Annotated in this window: 18 protein-coding genes; 11 read left to right on the top strand and 7 right to left on the bottom strand. The window is 72.3% G+C overall.

Annotated features, from left to right (window positions below):
- Window position 1: 1 nt before the first annotated feature.
- The 3 genes from ACFWRO_RS23370 to fabF all read left to right on the top strand — a co-directional run bounded on the left by ACFWRO_RS23370 (window position 2) and on the right by fabF (window position 2681).
- Window positions 2–1033, top strand: a complete 1032-nt coding sequence (locus ACFWRO_RS23370) for a ketoacyl-ACP synthase III (RefSeq protein ID WP_384512993.1) — start codon at window positions 2–4, stop codon at window positions 1031–1033.
- A 57-nt stretch (window positions 1034–1090) separates the two neighbouring features.
- Window positions 1091–1339: an acyl carrier protein gene (locus ACFWRO_RS23375; protein ID WP_362015156.1), complete on the top strand. Its 249-nt coding sequence runs from the start codon at window positions 1091–1093 to the stop codon at window positions 1337–1339.
- A gap of 79 nt (window positions 1340–1418) precedes the next feature.
- Window positions 1419–2681, top strand: coding sequence for a beta-ketoacyl-ACP synthase II (gene fabF / locus ACFWRO_RS23380; RefSeq protein ID WP_384512994.1), 1263 nt, complete (start codon window positions 1419–1421; stop codon window positions 2679–2681).
- A gap of 234 nt (window positions 2682–2915) precedes the next feature.
- Here fabF and ACFWRO_RS23385 read toward each other — a convergent pair whose 3' ends face one another.
- Window positions 2916–4502, bottom strand: coding sequence for a PQQ-binding-like beta-propeller repeat protein (locus tag ACFWRO_RS23385; protein ID WP_384512995.1), 1587 nt, complete (start codon window positions 4500–4502; stop codon window positions 2916–2918).
- A gap of 72 nt (window positions 4503–4574) precedes the next feature.
- Window positions 4575–5069 carry a DUF3145 domain-containing protein gene (locus ACFWRO_RS23390; RefSeq protein ID WP_384512996.1) on the bottom strand — a complete coding sequence of 165 codons (495 nt, stop codon included), beginning with the start codon at window positions 5067–5069 and terminating at the stop codon, window positions 4575–4577.
- A 279-nt stretch (window positions 5070–5348) separates the two neighbouring features.
- Here ACFWRO_RS23390 and ACFWRO_RS23395 point away from each other — a divergent pair, with 279 nt between their 5' ends.
- Both ACFWRO_RS23395 and ACFWRO_RS23400 read left to right on the top strand, forming a co-directional pair.
- Entirely contained in the window at window positions 5349–6245 is an 897-nt protein-coding gene (locus ACFWRO_RS23395; protein WP_384513037.1) for an SGNH/GDSL hydrolase family protein, read from the top strand.
- A gap of 11 nt (window positions 6246–6256) precedes the next feature.
- Window positions 6257–7189 (top strand): aldose epimerase family protein, encoded by a 933-nt coding sequence (locus ACFWRO_RS23400; RefSeq protein WP_384512997.1) that lies wholly within the window; start codon window positions 6257–6259, stop codon window positions 7187–7189.
- Between the two features lie 68 nt (window positions 7190–7257).
- On the opposite strand, the gene ACFWRO_RS23405 is transcribed toward ACFWRO_RS23400, so the two are convergent.
- Window positions 7258–9693 (bottom strand): glycoside hydrolase family 3 protein, encoded by a 2436-nt coding sequence (locus ACFWRO_RS23405; protein ID WP_384512998.1) that lies wholly within the window; start codon window positions 9691–9693, stop codon window positions 7258–7260.
- Window positions 9694–9862: 169 nt separating this feature from the next.
- Between ACFWRO_RS23405 and ACFWRO_RS23410 the strand changes: the two genes are divergently transcribed.
- The 3 genes from ACFWRO_RS23410 to ACFWRO_RS23420 all read left to right on the top strand — a co-directional run bounded on the left by ACFWRO_RS23410 (window position 9863) and on the right by ACFWRO_RS23420 (window position 12606).
- Window positions 9863–10471, top strand: a complete 609-nt coding sequence (locus ACFWRO_RS23410; protein ID WP_384512999.1) for a TetR/AcrR family transcriptional regulator — start codon at window positions 9863–9865, stop codon at window positions 10469–10471.
- Between the two features lie 114 nt (window positions 10472–10585).
- Window positions 10586–11800, top strand: coding sequence for a pyroglutamyl peptidase (locus ACFWRO_RS23415; protein WP_384513038.1), 1215 nt, complete (start codon window positions 10586–10588; stop codon window positions 11798–11800).
- 92 nt (window positions 11801–11892) lie between these two features.
- Window positions 11893–12606, top strand: a complete 714-nt coding sequence (locus ACFWRO_RS23420) for a carbon-nitrogen hydrolase family protein (protein ID WP_384513000.1) — start codon at window positions 11893–11895, stop codon at window positions 12604–12606.
- Window positions 12607–12615: 9 nt separating this feature from the next.
- Here ACFWRO_RS23420 and ACFWRO_RS23425 read toward each other — a convergent pair whose 3' ends face one another.
- The 3 genes from ACFWRO_RS23425 to ACFWRO_RS23435 form a co-directional block, all read right to left on the bottom strand.
- Window positions 12616–13434, bottom strand: coding sequence for an EI24 domain-containing protein (locus tag ACFWRO_RS23425; protein ID WP_384513001.1), 819 nt, complete (start codon window positions 13432–13434; stop codon window positions 12616–12618).
- A gap of 94 nt (window positions 13435–13528) precedes the next feature.
- On the bottom strand, window positions 13529–13951 hold the full coding sequence (locus tag ACFWRO_RS23430) for an organic hydroperoxide resistance protein (protein ID WP_384513002.1): 423 nt from the start codon (window positions 13949–13951) through the stop codon (window positions 13529–13531).
- Between the two features lie 63 nt (window positions 13952–14014).
- Window positions 14015–15034, bottom strand: coding sequence for an NADP-dependent oxidoreductase (locus tag ACFWRO_RS23435; RefSeq protein ID WP_384513003.1), 1020 nt, complete (start codon window positions 15032–15034; stop codon window positions 14015–14017).
- Window positions 15035–15131: 97 nt separating this feature from the next.
- Here ACFWRO_RS23435 and ACFWRO_RS23440 point away from each other — a divergent pair, with 97 nt between their 5' ends.
- Window positions 15132–15566: a MarR family winged helix-turn-helix transcriptional regulator gene (locus ACFWRO_RS23440; protein ID WP_384513004.1), complete on the top strand. Its 435-nt coding sequence runs from the start codon at window positions 15132–15134 to the stop codon at window positions 15564–15566.
- A gap of 26 nt (window positions 15567–15592) precedes the next feature.
- Here the strand turns inward: ACFWRO_RS23440 and ACFWRO_RS23445 are convergent, their stop codons facing one another.
- Window positions 15593–16393, bottom strand: coding sequence for a hypothetical protein (locus ACFWRO_RS23445; protein WP_384513005.1), 801 nt, complete (start codon window positions 16391–16393; stop codon window positions 15593–15595).
- A 122-nt stretch (window positions 16394–16515) separates the two neighbouring features.
- On the opposite strand from ACFWRO_RS23445, the gene ACFWRO_RS23450 reads away from it, so the two are divergent.
- Both ACFWRO_RS23450 and ACFWRO_RS23455 read left to right on the top strand, forming a co-directional pair.
- Entirely contained in the window at window positions 16516–17082 is a 567-nt protein-coding gene (locus ACFWRO_RS23450; RefSeq protein ID WP_384513006.1) for a hypothetical protein, read from the top strand.
- Between the two features lie 139 nt (window positions 17083–17221).
- Window positions 17222–18265 carry a rod shape-determining protein gene (locus ACFWRO_RS23455; protein WP_384513007.1) on the top strand — a complete coding sequence of 348 codons (1044 nt, stop codon included), beginning with the start codon at window positions 17222–17224 and terminating at the stop codon, window positions 18263–18265.
- The last annotated feature ends 2 nt before the right edge of the window (window positions 18266–18267 follow it).

Raw genomic sequence — 18267 nt, forward strand, 5'->3', positions numbered from 1 at the left:
CATGTCGAAGATCAAGCCCAGCAAGGGCGCCCCGTACGCACGGATCATGGGTGTCGGCGGCTACCGCCCCACCCGGGTCGTGCCGAACGAGGTGATCCTCGAGAAGATCGACTCGTCCGACGAGTGGATCCGCTCGCGCTCCGGCATCTCCACCCGTCACTGGGCCTCCCCCGAGGAGACCGTGACCGCGATGTCCGTGGAGGCCTCCGGGAAGGCCATCGCCGACGCCGGGATCGCCCCTGAGCAGATCGGCGCCGTCATCGTCTCGACGGTCTCGCACTTCAAGCAGACCCCGGCCGTCGCCACCGAGATCGCCGACAAGATCGGCGCGGGCAAGCCGGCCGCGTTCGACATCTCCGCCGGCTGCGCGGGCTTCGGCTACGGCCTGACCCTCGCCAAGGGCATGATCGTCGAGGGTTCGGCAGAGTACGTACTTGTCATCGGCGTCGAGCGGCTGAGCGACCTGACCGACCTGGAGGACCGCGCGACGGCCTTCCTGTTCGGCGACGGCGCCGGCGCGGTCGTGGTCGGCCCCTCCGACGAGCCGCACATCGGCCCCACGGTCTGGGGTTCGGAGGGCGACAAGTCCGAGACGATCAAGCAGACCGTCCCGTGGAACGAGTTCCACAGCGGCGACGACACGAACCTCCCGCTCAACGAGCAGGGCGAGATCAAGTTCCCCGCCATCACGCAGGAGGGTCAGGCGGTCTTCCGCTGGGCCGTCTTCGAGATGGCGAAGGTCGCCCAGCAGGCGCTGGACGCCGCCGGAATCTCGGCGGACGACCTGGATGTCTTCATTCCGCACCAGGCGAACATGCGGATCATCGACTCGATGGTGAAGACTCTGAAGCTGCCGGAGCACGTCACGGTCGCGCGTGACGTCGAGACCACCGGCAACACCTCGGCCGCGTCGATTCCGCTCGCGATGGAGCGGCTCCTTGCGACCGGCAAGGCGAAGAGCGGCGACACGGCTCTCATCATCGGCTTCGGGGCGGGTCTCGTCTTCGCCGCGTCGGTCGTTACTCTCCCCTAGGCACCTCCGGATCTTCCGGAAGCCGTTTATCAAAGCAATCACAGAAGGAGCGCCACAATGGCCGCCACCCAGGAAGAGATCGTCAAGGGTCTCGCCGAGATCGTCAACGAGATCGCCGGCATCCCGACCGAGGACGTCCAGCTGGACAAGTCCTTCACGGACGACCTTGACGTCGACTCCCTGTCCATGGTCGAGGTCGTCGTCGCCGCCGAAGAGCGCTTCGACGTCAAGATCCCGGACGAGGACGTCAAGAACCTGAAGACGGTCGGCGACGCGACCGACTACATCCTGAAGAACCAGGGCTGATTCGGCCCTTGCTGACTCGGTAAGCCACCCGGCGGTGGCGCCGTATTTCGACCATCACACACGTGGAGAAAGAATTCCTGTGAGCTCGACCAATCGCACCGTGGTCGTCACCGGTATCGGCGCAACCACACCGCTGGGTGGCGACTCCGCATCGACCTGGGAAGGTCTGATCGCGGGGCGCTCCGGCGTCAAGCCCCTCGAGGGCGAACGATTCGCCGAACTGCCCGTAAAGATCGCGGCGCTCGCCGCGGTCGACCCGGGTGACGTTCTGCCCCGCCCGCTCGCCCGCAAGCTGGACCGCTCGGCGCAGTTCGCGCTGATCGCGGCCCGTGAGGCGTGGGCCGACGCGGGCTACACCGCCCCGGCCGGCGAGGACGGGAGCATCGCGCCCGAGCGGCTCGGCTCCGTCATCGCGTCCGGCATCGGCGGTGTAACGACTCTGCTGGACCAGTACGACGTGCTGAAGGACAAGGGCGTCCGCCGTGTGTCCCCGCACACCGTGCCGATGCTGATGCCGAACAGCCCCTCCGCCAACGTCGGCCTGGAGGTGAACGCCCGGGCGGGCGTCCACACCCCGGTCTCGGCGTGCGCGTCGGGTGCCGAGGCGATCGGCTACGCCGTCGAGATGATCCGTACCGGCCGGGCCGACGTGGTCGTGGCCGGCGGCACCGAGGCGGCGATCCACCCGCTGCCGATCGCGGCCTTCGCCAACATGATGGCGATGTCCAAGAACAACGACGAGCCGACGAAGGCCTCGCGTCCGTACGACACGGGCCGTGACGGCTTCGTGCTCGGCGAGGGCGCGGGCGTGGTGATCCTCGAGTCCGAGGAGCACGCGAAGGCCCGTGGCGCGCGGATCTACTGCGAGGTGCTCGGCCAGGGCCTGTCGGCCGACAGCCACCACATCGCGCAGCCCGAGCCGACCGGCCGGGGCATCGCGGCCGCGATGCAGAACCTGCTGGACGCGACGGACCTCAAGCCCTCCGAGGTCGTCCACCTCAACGCGCACGCGACGTCGACGCCGCAGGGTGACGTCGCCGAGATCAAGGCGCTGCGCAAGGTGCTCGGCGACGACCTGGACCACGTCGCGATCTCCGCGACGAAGTCGATGACGGGTCACCTGCTGGGCGGCGCGGGCGGCATCGAGACCGTCGCGACGGTCCTGGCGCTCCACCACCGCCTGGCCCCGCCGACGATCAACATCGACGAGCTGGACCCGGCGGTCGAGGCGGACATCGTCCGCGACGAGCCCCGCGAACTCCCGCAGGGCACGATCGCCGCGATCAACAACAGCTTCGGCTTCGGCGGCCACAACGTGGTGCTGGCGTTCCGCACGGTGTGACCGAAAGCAATGTGTGAGGCCCACTCCGTGCGCGGGGTGGGCCTCAGCCACGTCCGCCGGACGGAGTCCGGCACAGCGTTCCGAAGCCCGCGAAGCGGCGCGAGGGGCGCACGGGGGAGGGGCCAACAGCTTCGGCTTCGGCGGCCACAACGTGGTGCCGGCATTCCGCACGGTGTGACCTGAAGCGATCTACGGCAGAGGCCCATCCCTTGCGGGGTGGGCCTCTGCCGTATGTCAGCGGAGGGCGAAGACGGCCGATTGTGGGGGCGAGGCTACGCGGTTGACGACCACGTGGCCGCCGGTGGCGGGGAGCAGTTCGGGGCGGATCGCGACGGCGGCAGCCGTGTCGTTCGTGGCGATCCCTCCGCGTACGGCTCCGGTGGCGGCGTCGAGCAGGACGATCTCCGACGCGCCCGCTCCCACGACGAGGACCCCGAGACGGCCGTCGGGTCCCAGGGCGATCGCTTCGAACCTCAACCGGTCGGACCTGTGCTCCCACACCGTGCGGCCGTCCTTCAGGGAGAGGGCGACCACCTTGTCCTCGCCGGCCGAGCCGCTGGCCGCGAGCGTGATCAGCAGCTCACCGGCGACGACAGGACGGACCCAGTCCCCGGTCCTCGACACCTGCTCGGGGACGCCGAGCGTCCCGGCAGGGCCGGTGATCGGCACGGTCAGCGTGGGCGTGCCGCCGTCGTCGTAGGCGAGCAGCGCGTGCGTGCCGCGCGTGTCCTCCTCGTCCACCGCGACGACCACCGGCGTCACCGAGAGCACCGCCGCCGCGATCTCCGACTCGACGGGCAGCGCCCGGGCCCACTGCTCCTTGCCGGTACGGGTCTCCAGGGCGACCAGCCGGGCGCCGCTGCCGCACTGCTCCACGAGGAGCGCGCGTGCCGCGTCGGCGTCCAGCGCCCGGACCGCGCATCCCTTGTCCAGGGGCCGCTGCCAGCGCTGTTCCCCGGTCTCGGCGGAGCGGCCCCGCACCACCCGGTCCTCCGCCGCGACGGCCGTGGACCCGCCGACGGCGAGACCGTACGGGGCGAGCCCCGCGCCCTTGACGGGCTGCCGCCACAGCACCTTGCCGGTCGACGTGTGGACGGCCGCGAGCGTCGCGCAGGGCTTCTCGTGCCGCCCGAACGCCACCACCCCGACGTTCCCCGCGACTTCAGGGCCCATCGCGCACACGGCCTCGCGCGCGGGCGCCGGCACGCTCCAGCGGACGGCCCCGTCGCGGACGTCGTACGCCGAAAGGCCGTCGAGCCTGACCTGGACGGCGACGTCCCCGAGCCCCCAGGCGCCGGGCCCCGTGTCGTACGGGCCTCCGACGGGCGGGACCTTCCAGGCGACGGCCGCGCTGCCAGACGCTCCCGAAGCCGAGGCCGAAGGCGCGGCCGACGGCGGACCGGAGGCCTCGGCTTCCGGGCGTGTCGCGGTCGAGGGCCGCAGCGCCTCATAGCCCCCGATCCCGAGGACCCCTCCGGCGACGAGGCCGAGCACCCCGAGGACGAGGACGAGGGCGTGGAACCCGTCGCCCTTGCTCGCGCCCTCGGCCGGCTCCGCCGTACGCGCGGACTCCGCCTCCTGCCCGTCCTTGGGCTCCCCCGCTTCCGCCTTGCCGTCCTCCTCGTCCGGCCGCATCTCGCCGAAGAGGGCGAACAGCCCCAGGGCGACCACCACCAGAAGGACGGCCCACCCGATCAGAGCGTCGACCTCCTCGCCGTTCACGGCCTGGTACACGAAGCCCGCGAGCAGCACCAGTGCCGAGCCGAGCGCGGTCGCGCTCAGCACCGCGGCGATCGCCGCGACCACACCGCGCAGACGCATGAAGTCCCCCACCCCCGCGCGCCCCCTGCGCGCCCCGGGCGGAATGTACCCCTGCCGGGTTACGGGGAGGGGTCAGACGACCTGGTGCAACCAGCGGACCGGGGCGCCCTCGCCGGCGTAACGGAAGGGCTCCAGTTCGTCGTCCCAGGGCTTGCCGAGGAGCTTGGCGATCTCCGCCTCCAGCTCCGTCTCGCCGCGCACGGAGCGGGCCAGGGCGGCCCGCAGGCGGTCCTCCGGGATCAGGATGTCGCCGTGCATGCCGGTGACGGCGTGGAAGATGCCCAGCTCGGGGGTGGCGCTGTAGCGCTCGCCCTCTGCGGTCGGGCAGGGTTCCGCGGTGACCTCGAAGCGGAGCATCTGCCAGCCGCGCAGCGCGGAGGCGAGCTTGGAGGCCGTACCGGTCTCGCCCTTCCAGGAGAACTCGGCTCTCCACGTGCCGGGCGACGCCGGCTGACGGATCCAGTCGAGCTGGACCCTCGCACCGAGGACACCCGCGACCGCCCATTCGACGTGTGGGCACAGCGCGCGCGGTGCGGAGTGTACGTACAGGACTCCACGTGTCGTCACCGGGACCTCCAGTGTGGGACGAGGTTCGCCTTTCCCAGCGGCCTCAGTAAACAGCATCGGGAGTAAACTCCGTAAACCCCCGAAAAGGGGACAGCATGTGACGTGATGTAATTTACCGGAGCCGATTGGCAAAGGTGCCTCTGGTTCGACGGGGGAAAAGCTACCGTGCCGCACTGCCCTTGGGGTGACGTACGGTCGGTCAGGGGGCCGGCGGACACGAAGCTTTCACTCGCCAGGACGCCGACCGGGCGGGAAAAGAGGGGCCAGGGGATGCGCCGAATGATGCGCGGCACACGACGATTCCGGACCGGCCTCACCGCAGCGGGGGCCGTCGCGCTGCTGTGCGTCGGCTCCCTGACGGGGTGTGAGGTCGCGAAGCCCGAAGCCTCCGCCTCCCCCAGGCCGACCCCGACCCCCACCCCCGTCTGGGACCGCACCCCCGCCTCCGTCGCCGCCGTGGGCGACTCCATCACCCGCGCCTTCGACGCCTGTACGGTCCTGGCGGACTGCCCCGAGGCGTCCTGGGCGACCGGCACTGACACCCTGGTCAACAGCCTGGCCCTGCGGCTCCTCGGTCCCGAGCGCGTCGCCGAGCGCAGCTGGAACCTGGCGAAGACGGGCGCGCGGATGGCGGAGCTGCCCGAGCAGATGGCCCGGGCGGGCGCCCGGAAGCCGGAGTTGGTGACGGTGATGATGGGCTCCAACGACGCCTGCCGGGCCCGGGCCGAACTGATGACGCCGGTCGCGGAGTTCCGCGCGGACTTCGAGGCGTCCCTCGCGAGCCTGCGCAGGGCCGCGCCGAAGGCGCAGGTGTACGTGTCGAGCGTGCCGGATCTGAAGCGGCTCTGGTCGTCCGGCAAGGACAGCGCCCTGAGCCGGCAGATCTGGAAGCTGGGGATCTGCGGCTCGATGCTGGCCGACGCGGAGGACCTGAGCGCTCCGGCCGAGAAGCGCCGGACGGCCGTACGGGACCGGGTGGTCGCGTACAACACGGTCCTGGAGGAGGTCTGCGCGAAGGACCGGCGCTGCCGGTACGACGGCGGCGCGGTGTTCGGCTTCCCCTTCGACGGCGAGCAGCTGAGCCGCTGGGACTGGTTCCACCCCAGCAAGAACGGGCAGGCGCGGCTCGCGGAGCTGGCGCATCGGCAGGTGACGGCGCCGGAGGGGCCCGCGTAGGGTTTCGGATCATGAGGATCACGGGTGAGCCCTTCGGTTCGGTCGACGGTACGGACGTCACGCGCTGGACCCTCCAGCGGGACGCCGTACGGGTGCGGGTGCTGACGTACGGCGGCATCGTCCAGTCGGTCGTCGTACCGGACCGGGACGGCGTGCCGGACGAGGTGGTGCTCGGCTTCCCGGATCTGACGGGCTATCTGAAGCATCCCGAGCCGTACTTCGGCGCCCTGGTGGGGCGGTACGCCAACCGGATCGCGGGCGGCTCCTTCACCCTGGACGGCACGACGTACCGCCTCGCCCGCAACGGTGGGCCGAACTCCCTGCACGGCGGGGAGCGCGGCTTCGACAAGCGGGTGTGGGACGCGGAGGAGGTCGACGGCGGGGTACGGCTCTCCCGGGTCAGCCCGGACGGCGAGGAGGGCTTCCCCGGCCGGCTCGCGGTCTGGGTGACGTACACGCTCGACGCCGACGGGGCGCTGCGGATCGGGTATCGGGCAGTGACCGACGCGCCGACGGTGGTGGCGCTGACGAACCACACGTACTGGAAGCCGGGCGGCGGGGCGCACGAGCTGCGGGTCGCCGCAGGGCGGTACACGCCGACGGACCCGACGGGCATCCCGACCGGGGAGTTCGCCGAGGTGACGGGCACGGAGCTGGACTTCCGCGCCGGCGGGCCGCTGTCGGTCCCGCTGGACCACAACTTCGTCCTCGACGGGTACGGTTCGCCGGCGGCCGAGCTGTACGCGCCCGACACCGGGCGGACGGTGACCGTGGAGACCACCGAACCGGGGCTGCAGGTGTACGGGAACCCGGACCTCGGCGGGGTCGCCCTGGAGACGCAGGCCTTCCCGGATTCGCCGAACCGGCCGGAGTTCCCGTCGACCGTGCTGCGGCCGGGTGAGGTGTACGCCTCGGAGACCGTGTTCCGCTTCGGCACGCGCTGAGGAAGGTGGGGAAGCCCCGGGGCGGTTGTCAGGTTCCGCCCCGGGGCCGGTCAGGGGAGCGCGGGACCTCAGATGTCCAGCGTCGCGGTGAGGCGCGTGTCGGCGAGCGAGTGCGCGGCGCGGACCTCGTACGTACCCGAGATGTGCGCCCAGTCGTTCCGCTCCTCGTCCCAGATCTCGAAGGCGCGGGCGGGCAGCGGGATCTCGGTCTCGACGCTCTCGCCGGGGCCGGCCTCGACGCTCGCGAAGGCGGCCAGCCAGCGGGCCGGGCGCTCGACAGCGTCCGCCGTGGGCGCCAGGTAGATCTGGACGACCTCGCGGCCGGTGCGGGTGCCGGTGTTGGTGATCCGGACCTTCGCCGCGGTCGGGGTGACTTCGAGGGAGTCGTAGGCCCACGTGGTGTAGCCGAGGCCGTGACCGAAGGCGTACGCGGGGGTGGCGCCGGCCTTGTCCCAGGCGCGGTAGCCGACGAACACGCCCTCGGTGTAGTCGAGTTGACCGTCGGTGGGGGTGACCTCGGTGACCGGAACGTCGGCTAGGGCGACGGGCCAGGTGGTGGGGAGCCGGCCGCCGGGCTCCTCGGCGCCGGTGAGGACGTCGGCGAGCGCGGCGCCGCCCTCCTGGCCGGGGAACCAGCTGAGCAGGATCGCGGCGACCTCCTCGCGCCAGGGCATCTCGACCGGGGAGCCGGCGTTGACGACGACGAGGGTGTTCGGGTTGGCGGCGGCCACGGCCCGGACCAGCTCGTCCTGGCGGCCCGGCAGGGCGAGGTCCTTGCGGTCGAAGCCCTCGGACTCGACGCGCTCGGTGGTGGCGACGACCACGACGGCGGTGTCGGCGGCGCGGGCGGCCTCGACGGCTTCGGCGATCAGTTCGTCGGGGTCCCGCTGCGGCCCGAGGTGGACGAAGGAGAACATCACTGCGGGCAGCGGGGCCGCGAACTCCTTGTCCAGCGGGTGGAGCAGGGAGACCTCGACGCTCTCGCCCGCGGTGAGGGCGACCTTGGCGCGCTCGACGGGTGAGCCGAAGAACGCCTCGAAGGGGTCGCTCTCGGGGCCCATCGCCTGGAGCCCGTCGAAGACGGTCTTCCCCGCGATGCTGAGGGTGAAGGCGCCGAGGCCGCGGGTCCCGAAGGAGTGCTCGCCGGACTCGCGCGGGGTGAAGGTGCCGGTGACCTCGATGGAGGCGAGGGCCTCGTGGGTGACGCCGGCCGGGAGGTCGTCGCCGATCCACTGGACCTGGCCGTTGGGCAGGGAGCCCTCGCCGAGGACGGTGCCGTCGGCGTCGCGGCAGACGGCCCGGAGGGTGAAGCCCTGGTCGGCGGGGGTGAGTTCGTCGCTCGGGTCCGCGCCGATGGTGAAGGTGAGGGCGCCGTCGGCGAGCGCGGCGGTGAGGCCGTCGAGCGGGGAGACCGTGTGGTCGGGGAAGACCTGGGCGGAGCCGCCGCCGAGGACCCGGGCGTCGCGGGCGGCGGCGCCGGAGAGGGCGACCGTGCCGTTCTTGAGGGGCAGCGCGCCGTTCTCGTTGCGGACGAGGACGACTCCGCGCCGGGCGACCTCGCGGGCGAGCGCGTCGCCGTCGATCGTGGCCGGGGGCTCGGTGACGACCGCCGGGGCGCCTTCGAGGGCGCCGACGCGGGCGGCGAGCCGCAGCACGTTCCGTACGGCCGCGTCGACCAGCGACTCCTCGACCTCGCCGGCCCGGACCGCGGCGGCGAGCGCCTCGCCGTAGACGGTCTGGGGGCCGGGCATGGCGACGTCGAGGCCGCCTTCGATGTCGCCCTTGGTGGAGCGGGCGGCCATCCAGTCGGAGACGTTGGCGCCGTCGAAGCCCCACTCGCCGCGCAGGACCTCGTTGACGAGCTCGTGGTGCTCGCTCATGGTCACGCCGTTGACCTGGTTGTAGGCGGTCATGATGCCCCAGGGGTGGGCGTTCTTGACGATGGCCTCGAAGGGCGCGAGGTAGAGCTCCCGCAGCGGGCGCGGGGCGATGACGCTGTCGACGGTGAAGCGGTCGGTCTCGGCGTCGTTGCCGACGTAGTGCTTGACCGTGGTGCCGACGCCGCCGTCCTGGACGCCCTGGACGTAGCCGGTGCCGATGACGCCGGTGAGGTACGGGTCCTCGCTGTAGGCCTCGAAGTGGCGGCCGCCGAGCGGGGAGCGGTGCAGGTTGACGGTGGGGGCGAGGAGGACGTGGACGCCCTTGCGGCGGGCCTCCTGGGCGAGCAGGCGGCCGGTGCGGCGGGCGAGGGCCGGGTCCCAGGAGGCGGCGAGGGCCGTCGGGGAGGGCAGGGCGACGGACGGGTCGTCGGCGGTCCAGCGGACGCCCCGGACGCCGATCGGGCCGTCGGACATCACGATCGACCGCAGGCCGATCTCCGGCACGGCGGGCAGGGACCACATGTCCTGGCCGCCGAGCAGCCGGGTCTTGGTGTCCAGGTCGAGCTTGCCGAGCGCCGTCTCGACGGCCTGCTCACGAACGGTCTCCGCGCTGTGCTCCGCCATGGCCATGTCTCCTCGCTGAAGGTCGTGTGCGGCCCATGGTGGACCCGATACCTGTAGATCGGTAGGTTACGTTACTGTTTCGTAATCATGTCATGCCGTACGGTCCTGGGAACGAGGGATCTTCGAGGGACCTTCGGCGGACGGACGGCAGGGAAAGGGGGCCACGGCGATGGTGCGGGCCAGGAGCGAGGAGCGGCGCTCGGACATCGTGCGCGCGGCCCTGGAGGTGATCGCCGAGCGCGGCTACCGGGGCGCGTCGCTCGGCGCGGTCGCGGAGCGGGTCGGCCTGACGCAGCAGGGGCTGCTGCACTACTTCCCCACGAAGGAGGCCCTGCTCGTCGCGGTGCTCGCGGAGCGCGACAAGTGGGACACGAGCGGCGCGGGTTCGCGCGAGGGCTGGCGGCTCGACCTGATCGACTCGCTCGTCGAGTACAACGCGATGCGGCCGGGGATCGTGCAGACCTTCTCGGCGCTGCTCGGCGAGAGCGTGACCGAGGACCACCCGGCACGCCGGTTCTTCACCGAGCGCTACACCCAGGTCCGTACGGAGATGGCGACCGTGCTGCGCCTGGAGTTCGGCGAGCGCCTGCCGAGCGGCCTTACACCCGAGCGGGCGGCGCCGATCCTGACGGCCGTGATGGACGGGCTTCAATACCAGTGGCTGCTGGACCCGTCGGCGGTGGACATGCCGGCGGCGTTCCGGGACTTCCTGCGGCTGCTGAACGGCGGAGAAGACGCGAAGGGTACGGAGGGCGTGGAGGACGCGGGCGGCAAGTGAGGGCACCGTAGCGGGAGTTGCGGGTGAGCCGGGATACTGCGCGGGCCGGTTTCCGACGCGACGGAGGTCCCGCCCGTGCTGTCCCGCTTACGTCCCGCAGCGCTCGGTCTCGCGCTGATCACCGCCACCCTGACGCTCGGCGCACCGCCCGCCACGGCCGCGGGTTCCGTGACCGCGGCGACCGTGGAGGAGGCCCGGCTCGACCGGGCCGTGCCCCAGGAGATCCTGCGGCGCGGCGGATTCGCCTCCGTGGCACCGGAGTTCGCCCGGGCGCTGGCCGGGGCGGAGTCGTACGGGGAGGCCGAACGGGCGGTCGTACGGCACGGGGAACGGCTCTGGCGCGACGCCGTCGACCGGGCGCAGGGACGCCGGGTGCGCGGGGACCTGAGCAAGGACGACGACCGCCCGCTGTACTGGGCGCGGCTTGCGATGACCCGCGAACTGCGGGGCTGGCAGCCGGGGTTCGTGCTCGGGGAGGAGCGCAGGGCCCGGCTGATGGACCGCCTTGAGCGCTCGTCGCGCGGCCAGGACTCGATCCGGTTTCAGGGCGGCGGGCCTCGCGGCACGTGCGTGAAGCGGATCCTGCTGACCGGCTTCGACCCGTTCACGCTCGACCGGGACGTCCGCATCAGCAACCCCTCGGGGGCCACCGCGCTGGCCCTGGACGGGTCGCTGATCCGGACCGCCGACGGTGACCTCGCCCGGATCGAGACAGCCGTCTTCCCCGTGCGCTGGCAGGACTTCGCCGACGGCACCGTCGAGCGGACGCTGCGCGGGCACCTGCCGGAGGTGGACCTCTTCACCACCGTCAGCCAGGGCCGGATCGGCCGCTTCGACATCGAGCGGTTCAACGGGGCCTGGCGGGGCGGCTTCCCCGACAACGAGAACCTCTCCCGGACGGAGACCGTCCCGGTGGCCGACCCGGCCACGCAGCCCCAGTGGACGGCGACGACCCTGCCGTACACCTCGATCGTGGCGGCGGACACCGGGCGGTTCCCGGTACGGGACAACACGGCGGTGACCGAGATCCCGGCGGGCGCGACCGGGCCCGTGGACCGCGCGGACGGACCGACGGCGGGCTCCACGGCCCGCGCGGGCGGCGGCGGGAACTACCTCTCCAACGAGATCGCCTACCGCGCGACCCTGCTGCGCGACCGACTCGGCCTCCCGGAGCTGCCCGGCGGCCATGTCCACACCCCGGTCCTGCAGTTCGGCGCCGGCAACACGGACCCGACGACGGGCACGATCACGGACCCGGAGTTCGTCACCAACCGGCTCGCCATCATCGCCCAGGTCCGGGCGATCGTCGCGGTGGCCGCGAGCTCCTAGGGGCTGTCCGGCGGATCAGGGTCGCGACCCCGGCCATGATCCGCCGGGCAGCCCCTGGCGCCCGGCGGCGGATGGGCGGGATGATGGCGGTCATGATCGTCGCAGCAGCGCAGTTCGCCCCGGTCGCCGGGGATGTCGAGGCCAACGTCCTTACCGTGGCCGGCCTGATCCGCGGGGCCGCCGCCGAGGGGGCCCGCGTGGTCGTGCTTCCCGAGCTGGCCCTCACCGGCTACGAGCCGGCCCTCATCGGCGCCACCCCTGCCCTCCACCTCGCCGAGGACGACCCACGCCTCGATCCGGTACGGGAGGCCTGCCGCGCGGCGGGCGTGGCGGCGGTCGTCAACGGGCCGGTGCGCACAGCGGGCGGCCTGCCCGGCATCACGTCCCTGGTGTTCGGCCCGGACGGCGAGCTGCTCACCCGCTACGACAAGGCACATCTGCACGGCATCGAGAACGAGGTCTTCGCCCCGGGCACGGCCGACGGCCGCTTCACCCTCGACGGGGTCCGGTTCGCGCTCGCCACCTGCTACGACAACCGCTTCCCCGACATCGCGGAGCGGGCCGCCGCCGACGGCTGCACGGTCTATCTGGCGAGCTCCGCGCTGGACGCCGAGAACGACTCGTTCGAGAAGGTGTATCCGGTACGGGCCCGGGACTTCGGGCTGTTCGTGGTCCTCGCCAACCTCGTCGGCACGTGCGAGGCGGGCCCCTGCGTCGGTCTCAGCGGCGGCTGGGGCCCCGACGGCGAGCGCGTCGCCGACGCGGGTCCCGAGCGCGCGGGCTTCGCCCTCGCGGAAGTGGGCTGAGGCCCGGCGTCAGGCGTACGGGTGCGGCTGCGGGGTGCCCGTCCGGGCGGGCGGCGCGGGGGTCTTGTCCCCGCCCTCGCCCGTCCCGGCCGTCTCGCCGTTCAGCTCGCGGGCCATCAGGGTCGCGCCCGCGACGGCGCCCGGCATCAGGAAGACGGCGACCAACGGGACCAGGAACGAGAGGACCAGCGGGACGCCGAAGCCCAGGGTGAGCGTCCGGCGGCCACGGAGCATCCGGAGGCGGTCCTTCAGCTCGACGCCCCGGCGCTGGAGGGCGACGGAGGTCAGTTCGTGGGCGAGGAAGAAGCCCGAGACGCAGAAGCCGATCACCGGGACGACGGTCTGGCCGACGACCGGGATGAAGCCGCAGGCGAAGAGCAGGATGCCGTACAGGGCGACCCGGGCGAGCACGCGCAGGCTGTCGCGCGCGGAGATCCACAGCTCGCGCCAGAGCGGCAGGCCCGACTCGGGGACGTCGCCGCCCTCGGTGCGGTCGACCTGCTCGGAGAGCGATTCGTAGAACGGCTGGCCGACCAGCAGGGTCACGGCGGTGAAGGTGATGACCGCGAGGAAGAGCCCGAAGACGAAGACCAGGCCGGTGAGGAAGCCCCGGAAGAGCCCCTGCCAGGGGGAGGTCCAGTCGTCGGCGAACGGTGTCGCCCAGCTGGTCAGGTCGTCGGCTCCGTAGCCGAGACCGATGAGCGCGCCCACGTAGAGCACGAGGGTCACGAGCCCCGGGAGCAGCCCGAAGCCGAACCACCGGCCGTGCTGGGCCACCCACTTCTGCCCCTGTACCAGATATCCGAACCCGGCCCCGAAATCGCGCATGTCGATCACCCTATCGGGCGCCCCGGGCGGGCCGGTACGAAGAGGGCCGCACCCCGGTCGGTCGAGGTGCGGCCCACTTCAGACTACGCGTAACTCAGACGGCCAGCTCGACCGTGATGTTCCCGCGGGTCGCCTTGGAGTACGGGCAGACCTGGTGGGCCTTCTCGATCAGGCTCTTCGCGGTCTCGGCGTCCACGTTCGGGATGGTCGCCGAGATCTTGACGATGATGCCGAAGCCGTCGTCGTTCTTGCCGATGCCGACCTCGGCGGTGACCGACGAGCCCGCGATGTCGGCGTTCTCGTTGCGCGCCACGACGCCCAGCGCGCCCTGGAAGCAGGCGCTGTAACCGGCGGCGAAGAGCTGCTCGGGGTTGGTGCCCGCGCCCGAGCCGCCCATGGCCTTCGGCGGGTTCACGACGACGTCGAGCTGGCCGTCGTCCGTCGCGACCCGGCCGTCACGCCCGTTCTCGGCGGTGGCGACGGCGGTGTACAGGACGTCGGACTGCTGGATGGACATCTGATGCTTCCTTCTGCTGGTTCGCCGCGACTCGCGCCCACGATCGCGACGGCTGAGGGAAGACTAACGGGTCGCGGAAACGATCATCTTTCCGGTGTTCTCCCCGCGGAGCAGGCCGAGGAAGGCCTCCACGCCGTTCTCGATGCCCTCGACGACGGTCTCGTCGTACTTCAGCTCGCCGGAGCGCAGCCAGCCGCCGACCTCCTGGACGAACTGCGGCTGCAGGCCGTAGTGGTCGCCGACGAGGACGCCCTGGAGGCGCAGCCGCTTGCCGATGATCATGGCCATGTTGCGCGGGCCCGCGACCGGCTCGGTCTCGTTGTACTGCGCGATCATGCCGCAGATGGTGGCGCGGCCGTGCACGTTGAGCGAGGAGATCGCGGCTTCGAGGTGGTCCCCGCCGACGTTGTCGAAGTAGACGTCGATGCCGTCCGGAGCGGCCTCGCGGAGCTGGTCCTTGACCGGGCCGTTCTTGTAGTTGAACGCGGCGTCGAAGCCGTACTCCTCGACGAGCAGCTTGACCTTCTCGTCGGAGCCGGCCGAGCCGATGACCCGGGAGGCGCCCTTGAGCTTCGCCATCTGGCCGACCTGGCTGCCGACGGCGCCGGCCGCGCCGGAGACGAAGACCACGTCGCCCTCCTTGAAGGAGGCGACCTCGAAGAGGCCGGCGTAGGCCGTCAGGCCCGTCATGCCGAGCACGCCGAGGTAGTAGGAGAGGGGGGCGAGGGAGGCGTCGACCTTGACGGCGTGCTGCGCGTCCACGTCGGCGTACTCGCGCCAGCCGAGGCGGTGCAGGACGTGGTCGCCGACGGCGAAGCCCTCCGCGTTCGACGCGACGACCTCGCCGACGGCGCCGCCGTCCATGGGGTGGTCCAGCTTGAAGGGCGGGGTGTACGACTTCACGTCGTTCATCCGGCCCCGCATGTACGGGTCGACCGAGAAGTGCAGGTTCTTGACCAGGATCCGGCCCTCGGCGGGCGCGGTGACGGGGGTCTCACGGAGCGCGAAGTCCGCGGGGGTCGGCCAGCCGTGCGGACGGGCGACGAGGTGCCACTCACGGCTGGACGCGGGAAGTACGGACATCGGCTCTGCCTCCTGGAACGGAAAATTACTTCACTACCTGAAACAACCATGCGCTTGGATATTTCATGTTGTCAAGTATCTGGGTACGATGGTGCCCATGGCCACCCCACGCACAGACCCCCTGACCGTCGAAGTCGTCGACCTGATCGGCACGGTCGTGGCGCGGTACCACGAGGAGTACGAGCAGGCGGCCTCGGAGCACGCGCTCACCGGCGCGCAGGCCCGGGTCCTCGGGCTGCTGTCGCTCGAGCCGGTGGCCATGCGGAAGATCGCCGAGAAGCTGAAGTGCGAGCCGTCGAACGTGACGGGGATCGTCGACCGCCTCGAAGCGCGCGGCCTGGCGGAGCGCCGCCCCGACCCGGCCGACCGCCGCGTCAAGCTGGCCGCGCCCACGCCGGAGGGCCTGGAAACCGCCCGCCGGCTGCGGGACTCGCTCGACTTCGCGCGCGAGCCGCTCGGGCAGCTCACGGAGGTCGAGCGCACGCTGCTGCGGGACCTGCTGAAGCGGATGCTGGGCGAGGACGTGGCGTAACAGGACGTGGCCTCCCACGACGGCCGCTACCAGCAGATGAAGAGCCAGCAGGTGGGGCTCGGCGCGGGCGCCGGAGTGGTCGGCGGCGGCGAACCGGGCGGCGTCGCTGTCGGGCTGCCGCTGCCCGGAGCCGTCGGCGTGGTGCCGGGCTGCGACGCGGACGGTGAACCCGTCGGCGGAGCGCTCGACGGGTCTCCCTGACCGCCGTCCGAGCCCTGCCCGCTCCCGCCCACGCTCCCCGAGCCGTTCCCGCCGCCCGAGCCGTTCCCGCCACCCGAACCGGATCCGCCGCCGGAGCCCCCGCCGGGTATGCCCGTGTGCCCCTGGGCGGGCGTGCGCGTGCCCACCGGGGAGGCCGAGGTCGACACCCGGACCGGACCACGGGTCGCAGTCGGCCGTACGGACTCCGAATGCACCGGTGGCAGCGAGGTCTCGACGACCTCCTCCTCCTGGACCGCGGTGGCGGCGCCGCCCTCCTCCGGAGGGTCCAGGGCCGCCTTCGTCAGGCTCAGCGCGCCGGCCGCCAGGAGCAGCCCGAGGGAGCCCACCAGAACGTTTCGCCCCTTGCGGCTGCGGGCCCGGCGCCCCTTGCGCGAGGCCGCCCGTCCCGACGCGGCAGGCCCCGCCGGGGCACGCCTGGAGGCGCGCCTGCCTCCCGAGGCGGGGCGCGGAGGCTCGACGACGTCCAGTTCGTAGACGTGCTCGGTCTCGGCCGCGTACTCGGTCGCGCGGGGGGTCTCGTACCGCAGCTCCTCCACCGGCGTACCGCACCCCGCACAGGCGAGGGCGCCGTTGAGATGCCGTCGGCACTGATGGCAGTAGTCCATGGCTGCCGCAGAGTATGTGTCGGCGGGTCCCCACAGGTAGGCGGGAAAGTGAGGATCCTGTGAGGAAACCCCAGGTCGACGGCGTGTCGTCGCGATTCTCCCGCTTCGGGCAGGATGGTCGCATGACCTCGTCCGAGCCTTTCGGGCCCACCGAGTTCCAGCTCGTCCTGCTCCGCCGGATGGCCGACCACCAGCCGGAACTCGTCGAGGAAGCCGTCCGCGCGCTCGGCGCGACCCGGACCGCGATGCGCGAGGCCAACCGGCGCTGGCAGGCCTGGGCGCACGCCCGCCGGGGCCCTGGCGAGCTCGCCCGCTACCGGTCGGCGCTCGGGGAGCCCGTGGCACGCCGCCGGGTGGAGCGGTACGACTCCGAGCTCCTCCAGTGGGAGCTGCCGCTCTGGCCCGAGCTGCGCTGGGAGGTCCTGGTGGGCCCGCTCGGCCGCCGGACCGCGCCGGACGTCTGGGGCAGCGGCCTGGTCCGCGCGCCCGGGGCCCCCGCCCCCGAGCTGCGCACCGAGGCGGATCTACGGCCCTGGGGCTGCACCCTCGCCGAGGTCGGCAACGCCTTCCCGCCGGCCCGGGCGCGCGACGGCAGCGCGCCGACCAGGCTGCGCCTGGACTTCACCCTCCCGGGCGGCGGCACGGGTGCGGCCGAGTTCACCTGGGGGCTGTTCCAGCGTCTGCTCTGAACCGGACGTCACCCACCTCCCACCCCCAGGCGGCGCATCCCAGCGCGCGCCGCGCCGGAGCCGGTCGCACGATGCGAACAGGACGCCGAAACGCACCACGCCTCGCCCCGCGCCAGCACCGCACTCCGGAGGATCCGCCGTGACCGTCAGCCTTGAGCAGCTGCGCCGTTGCCATGTCGCCGTCGACCTGGGCGCCGCCCGGACCCGGGTCTTCGTCAAGGGCGCCGGGCTCGTCGTCGACGAGCCCAGTGTCGCCGCCGTGAACACCCGTACCGGCGCGCTGATCGCCGTGGGCGCGCTTGCGGAGAAGATGACCGGCCGCACCCCCGACTACATCCGCGTCGTCCGGCCCGTCTCCGGCGGCACCGTCGTCGACATCGAGATGGCCCAGCGGATGCTCCGTCACCTGCTCGGCGAGAAGCTCCGCCGCCAGCTGCGCCGCAAGCCCCGGCTGCGCGCCGCCGCCTGCACCCCGCACGACAGCGACCCGCTCGCGCAGCGCGCGGCCGTGGAGACCCTCGTCGGGCTCGGCGCCCGCCGGGTCGAGCTGGTCGACACCCTGATCGCGGCGGCCGTGGGCTGCGGACTCCCCGTCGAGCAGCCCACCGCCACCATGATCATGGTCTGCGGGGCGGCCACCACCCAGGTCGCCGTGCTGTCCCTCGGGTCGATCGTGACCGCCGAGCGGATCCCGGTGGGCGGTGACGCGATCGACCACGCGGTCATCCAGCACCTGCGCCACCAGCACGAGCTGATGCTGCCCAGCCAGTCCGTCCGGCCGCTTCAAGTCGCTCTCAGCGGCAACGGCCTGACCCTCCAGGGCCCGAGCTACACCGAGATCCACGGCCGGGACGTCGCCACCGGCCTCGCCCGCTCGGTGACCGTCGACACCGCCGCCGTGCGCCAGGCGATCCACACCCCGCTGACCGCCGTCCTCGACGGCATCGGCAAGATCCTGCGCGACTGCCCGCCGGACCTGGTGGCCGACCTCGCCGAGCGCGGCATCATGATGGTCGGCGGCAGCGCCCTGCTCCCCGGGCTCGACCAGATGCTGCGCGAGGCGACCGGGATGCCGGTGACCATCGCCGAACGGCCCGACGTGTGCGCGATCCTGGGGCTCGGCTCGATGCTGGAGGGCAAGATCCAGCCGATGATCCTCGACCCGCTGGCCGAGGCGGAATGATC

Source organism: Streptomyces sp. NPDC058579, from assembly GCF_042718575.1.
GTDB lineage: Bacteria > Actinomycetota > Actinomycetes > Streptomycetales > Streptomycetaceae > Streptomyces.

Bases quoted from the DNA above. Each gene is read 5' to 3' on its own strand.
- ACFWRO_RS23385 (WP_384512995.1), bottom strand. From the start codon at position 4,502: ATGCGTCTGCGCGGTGTGGTCGCGGCGATCGCCGCGGTGCTGAGCGCG.
- ACFWRO_RS23395 (WP_384513037.1), top strand. From the start codon at position 5,349: ATGATGCGCGGCACACGACGATTCCGGACCGGCCTCACCGCAGCGGGG.
- ACFWRO_RS23430 (WP_384513002.1), bottom strand. From the start codon at position 13,951: ATGTCCATCCAGCAGTCCGACGTCCTGTACACCGCCGTCGCCACCGCC.
- ACFWRO_RS23370 (WP_384512993.1), top strand. From the start codon at position 2: ATGTCGAAGATCAAGCCCAGCAAGGGCGCCCCGTACGCACGGATCATG.
- ACFWRO_RS23445 (WP_384513005.1), bottom strand. From the start codon at position 16,393: ATGGACTACTGCCATCAGTGCCGACGGCATCTCAACGGCGCCCTCGCC.
- ACFWRO_RS23405 (WP_384512998.1), bottom strand. From the start codon at position 9,693: ATGGCGGAGCACAGCGCGGAGACCGTTCGTGAGCAGGCCGTCGAGACG.
- ACFWRO_RS23375 (WP_362015156.1), top strand. From the start codon at position 1,091: ATGGCCGCCACCCAGGAAGAGATCGTCAAGGGTCTCGCCGAGATCGTC.
- ACFWRO_RS23425 (WP_384513001.1), bottom strand. From the start codon at position 13,434: ATGCGCGATTTCGGGGCCGGGTTCGGATATCTGGTACAGGGGCAGAAG.
- ACFWRO_RS23440 (WP_384513004.1), top strand. From the start codon at position 15,132: ATGGCCACCCCACGCACAGACCCCCTGACCGTCGAAGTCGTCGACCTG.
- ACFWRO_RS23420 (WP_384513000.1), top strand. From the start codon at position 11,893: ATGATCGTCGCAGCAGCGCAGTTCGCCCCGGTCGCCGGGGATGTCGAG.
- ACFWRO_RS23435 (WP_384513003.1), bottom strand. From the start codon at position 15,034: ATGTCCGTACTTCCCGCGTCCAGCCGTGAGTGGCACCTCGTCGCCCGT.
- ACFWRO_RS23400 (WP_384512997.1), top strand. From the start codon at position 6,257: ATGAGGATCACGGGTGAGCCCTTCGGTTCGGTCGACGGTACGGACGTC.
- ACFWRO_RS23450 (WP_384513006.1), top strand. From the start codon at position 16,516: ATGACCTCGTCCGAGCCTTTCGGGCCCACCGAGTTCCAGCTCGTCCTG.
- ACFWRO_RS23410 (WP_384512999.1), top strand. From the start codon at position 9,863: ATGGTGCGGGCCAGGAGCGAGGAGCGGCGCTCGGACATCGTGCGCGCG.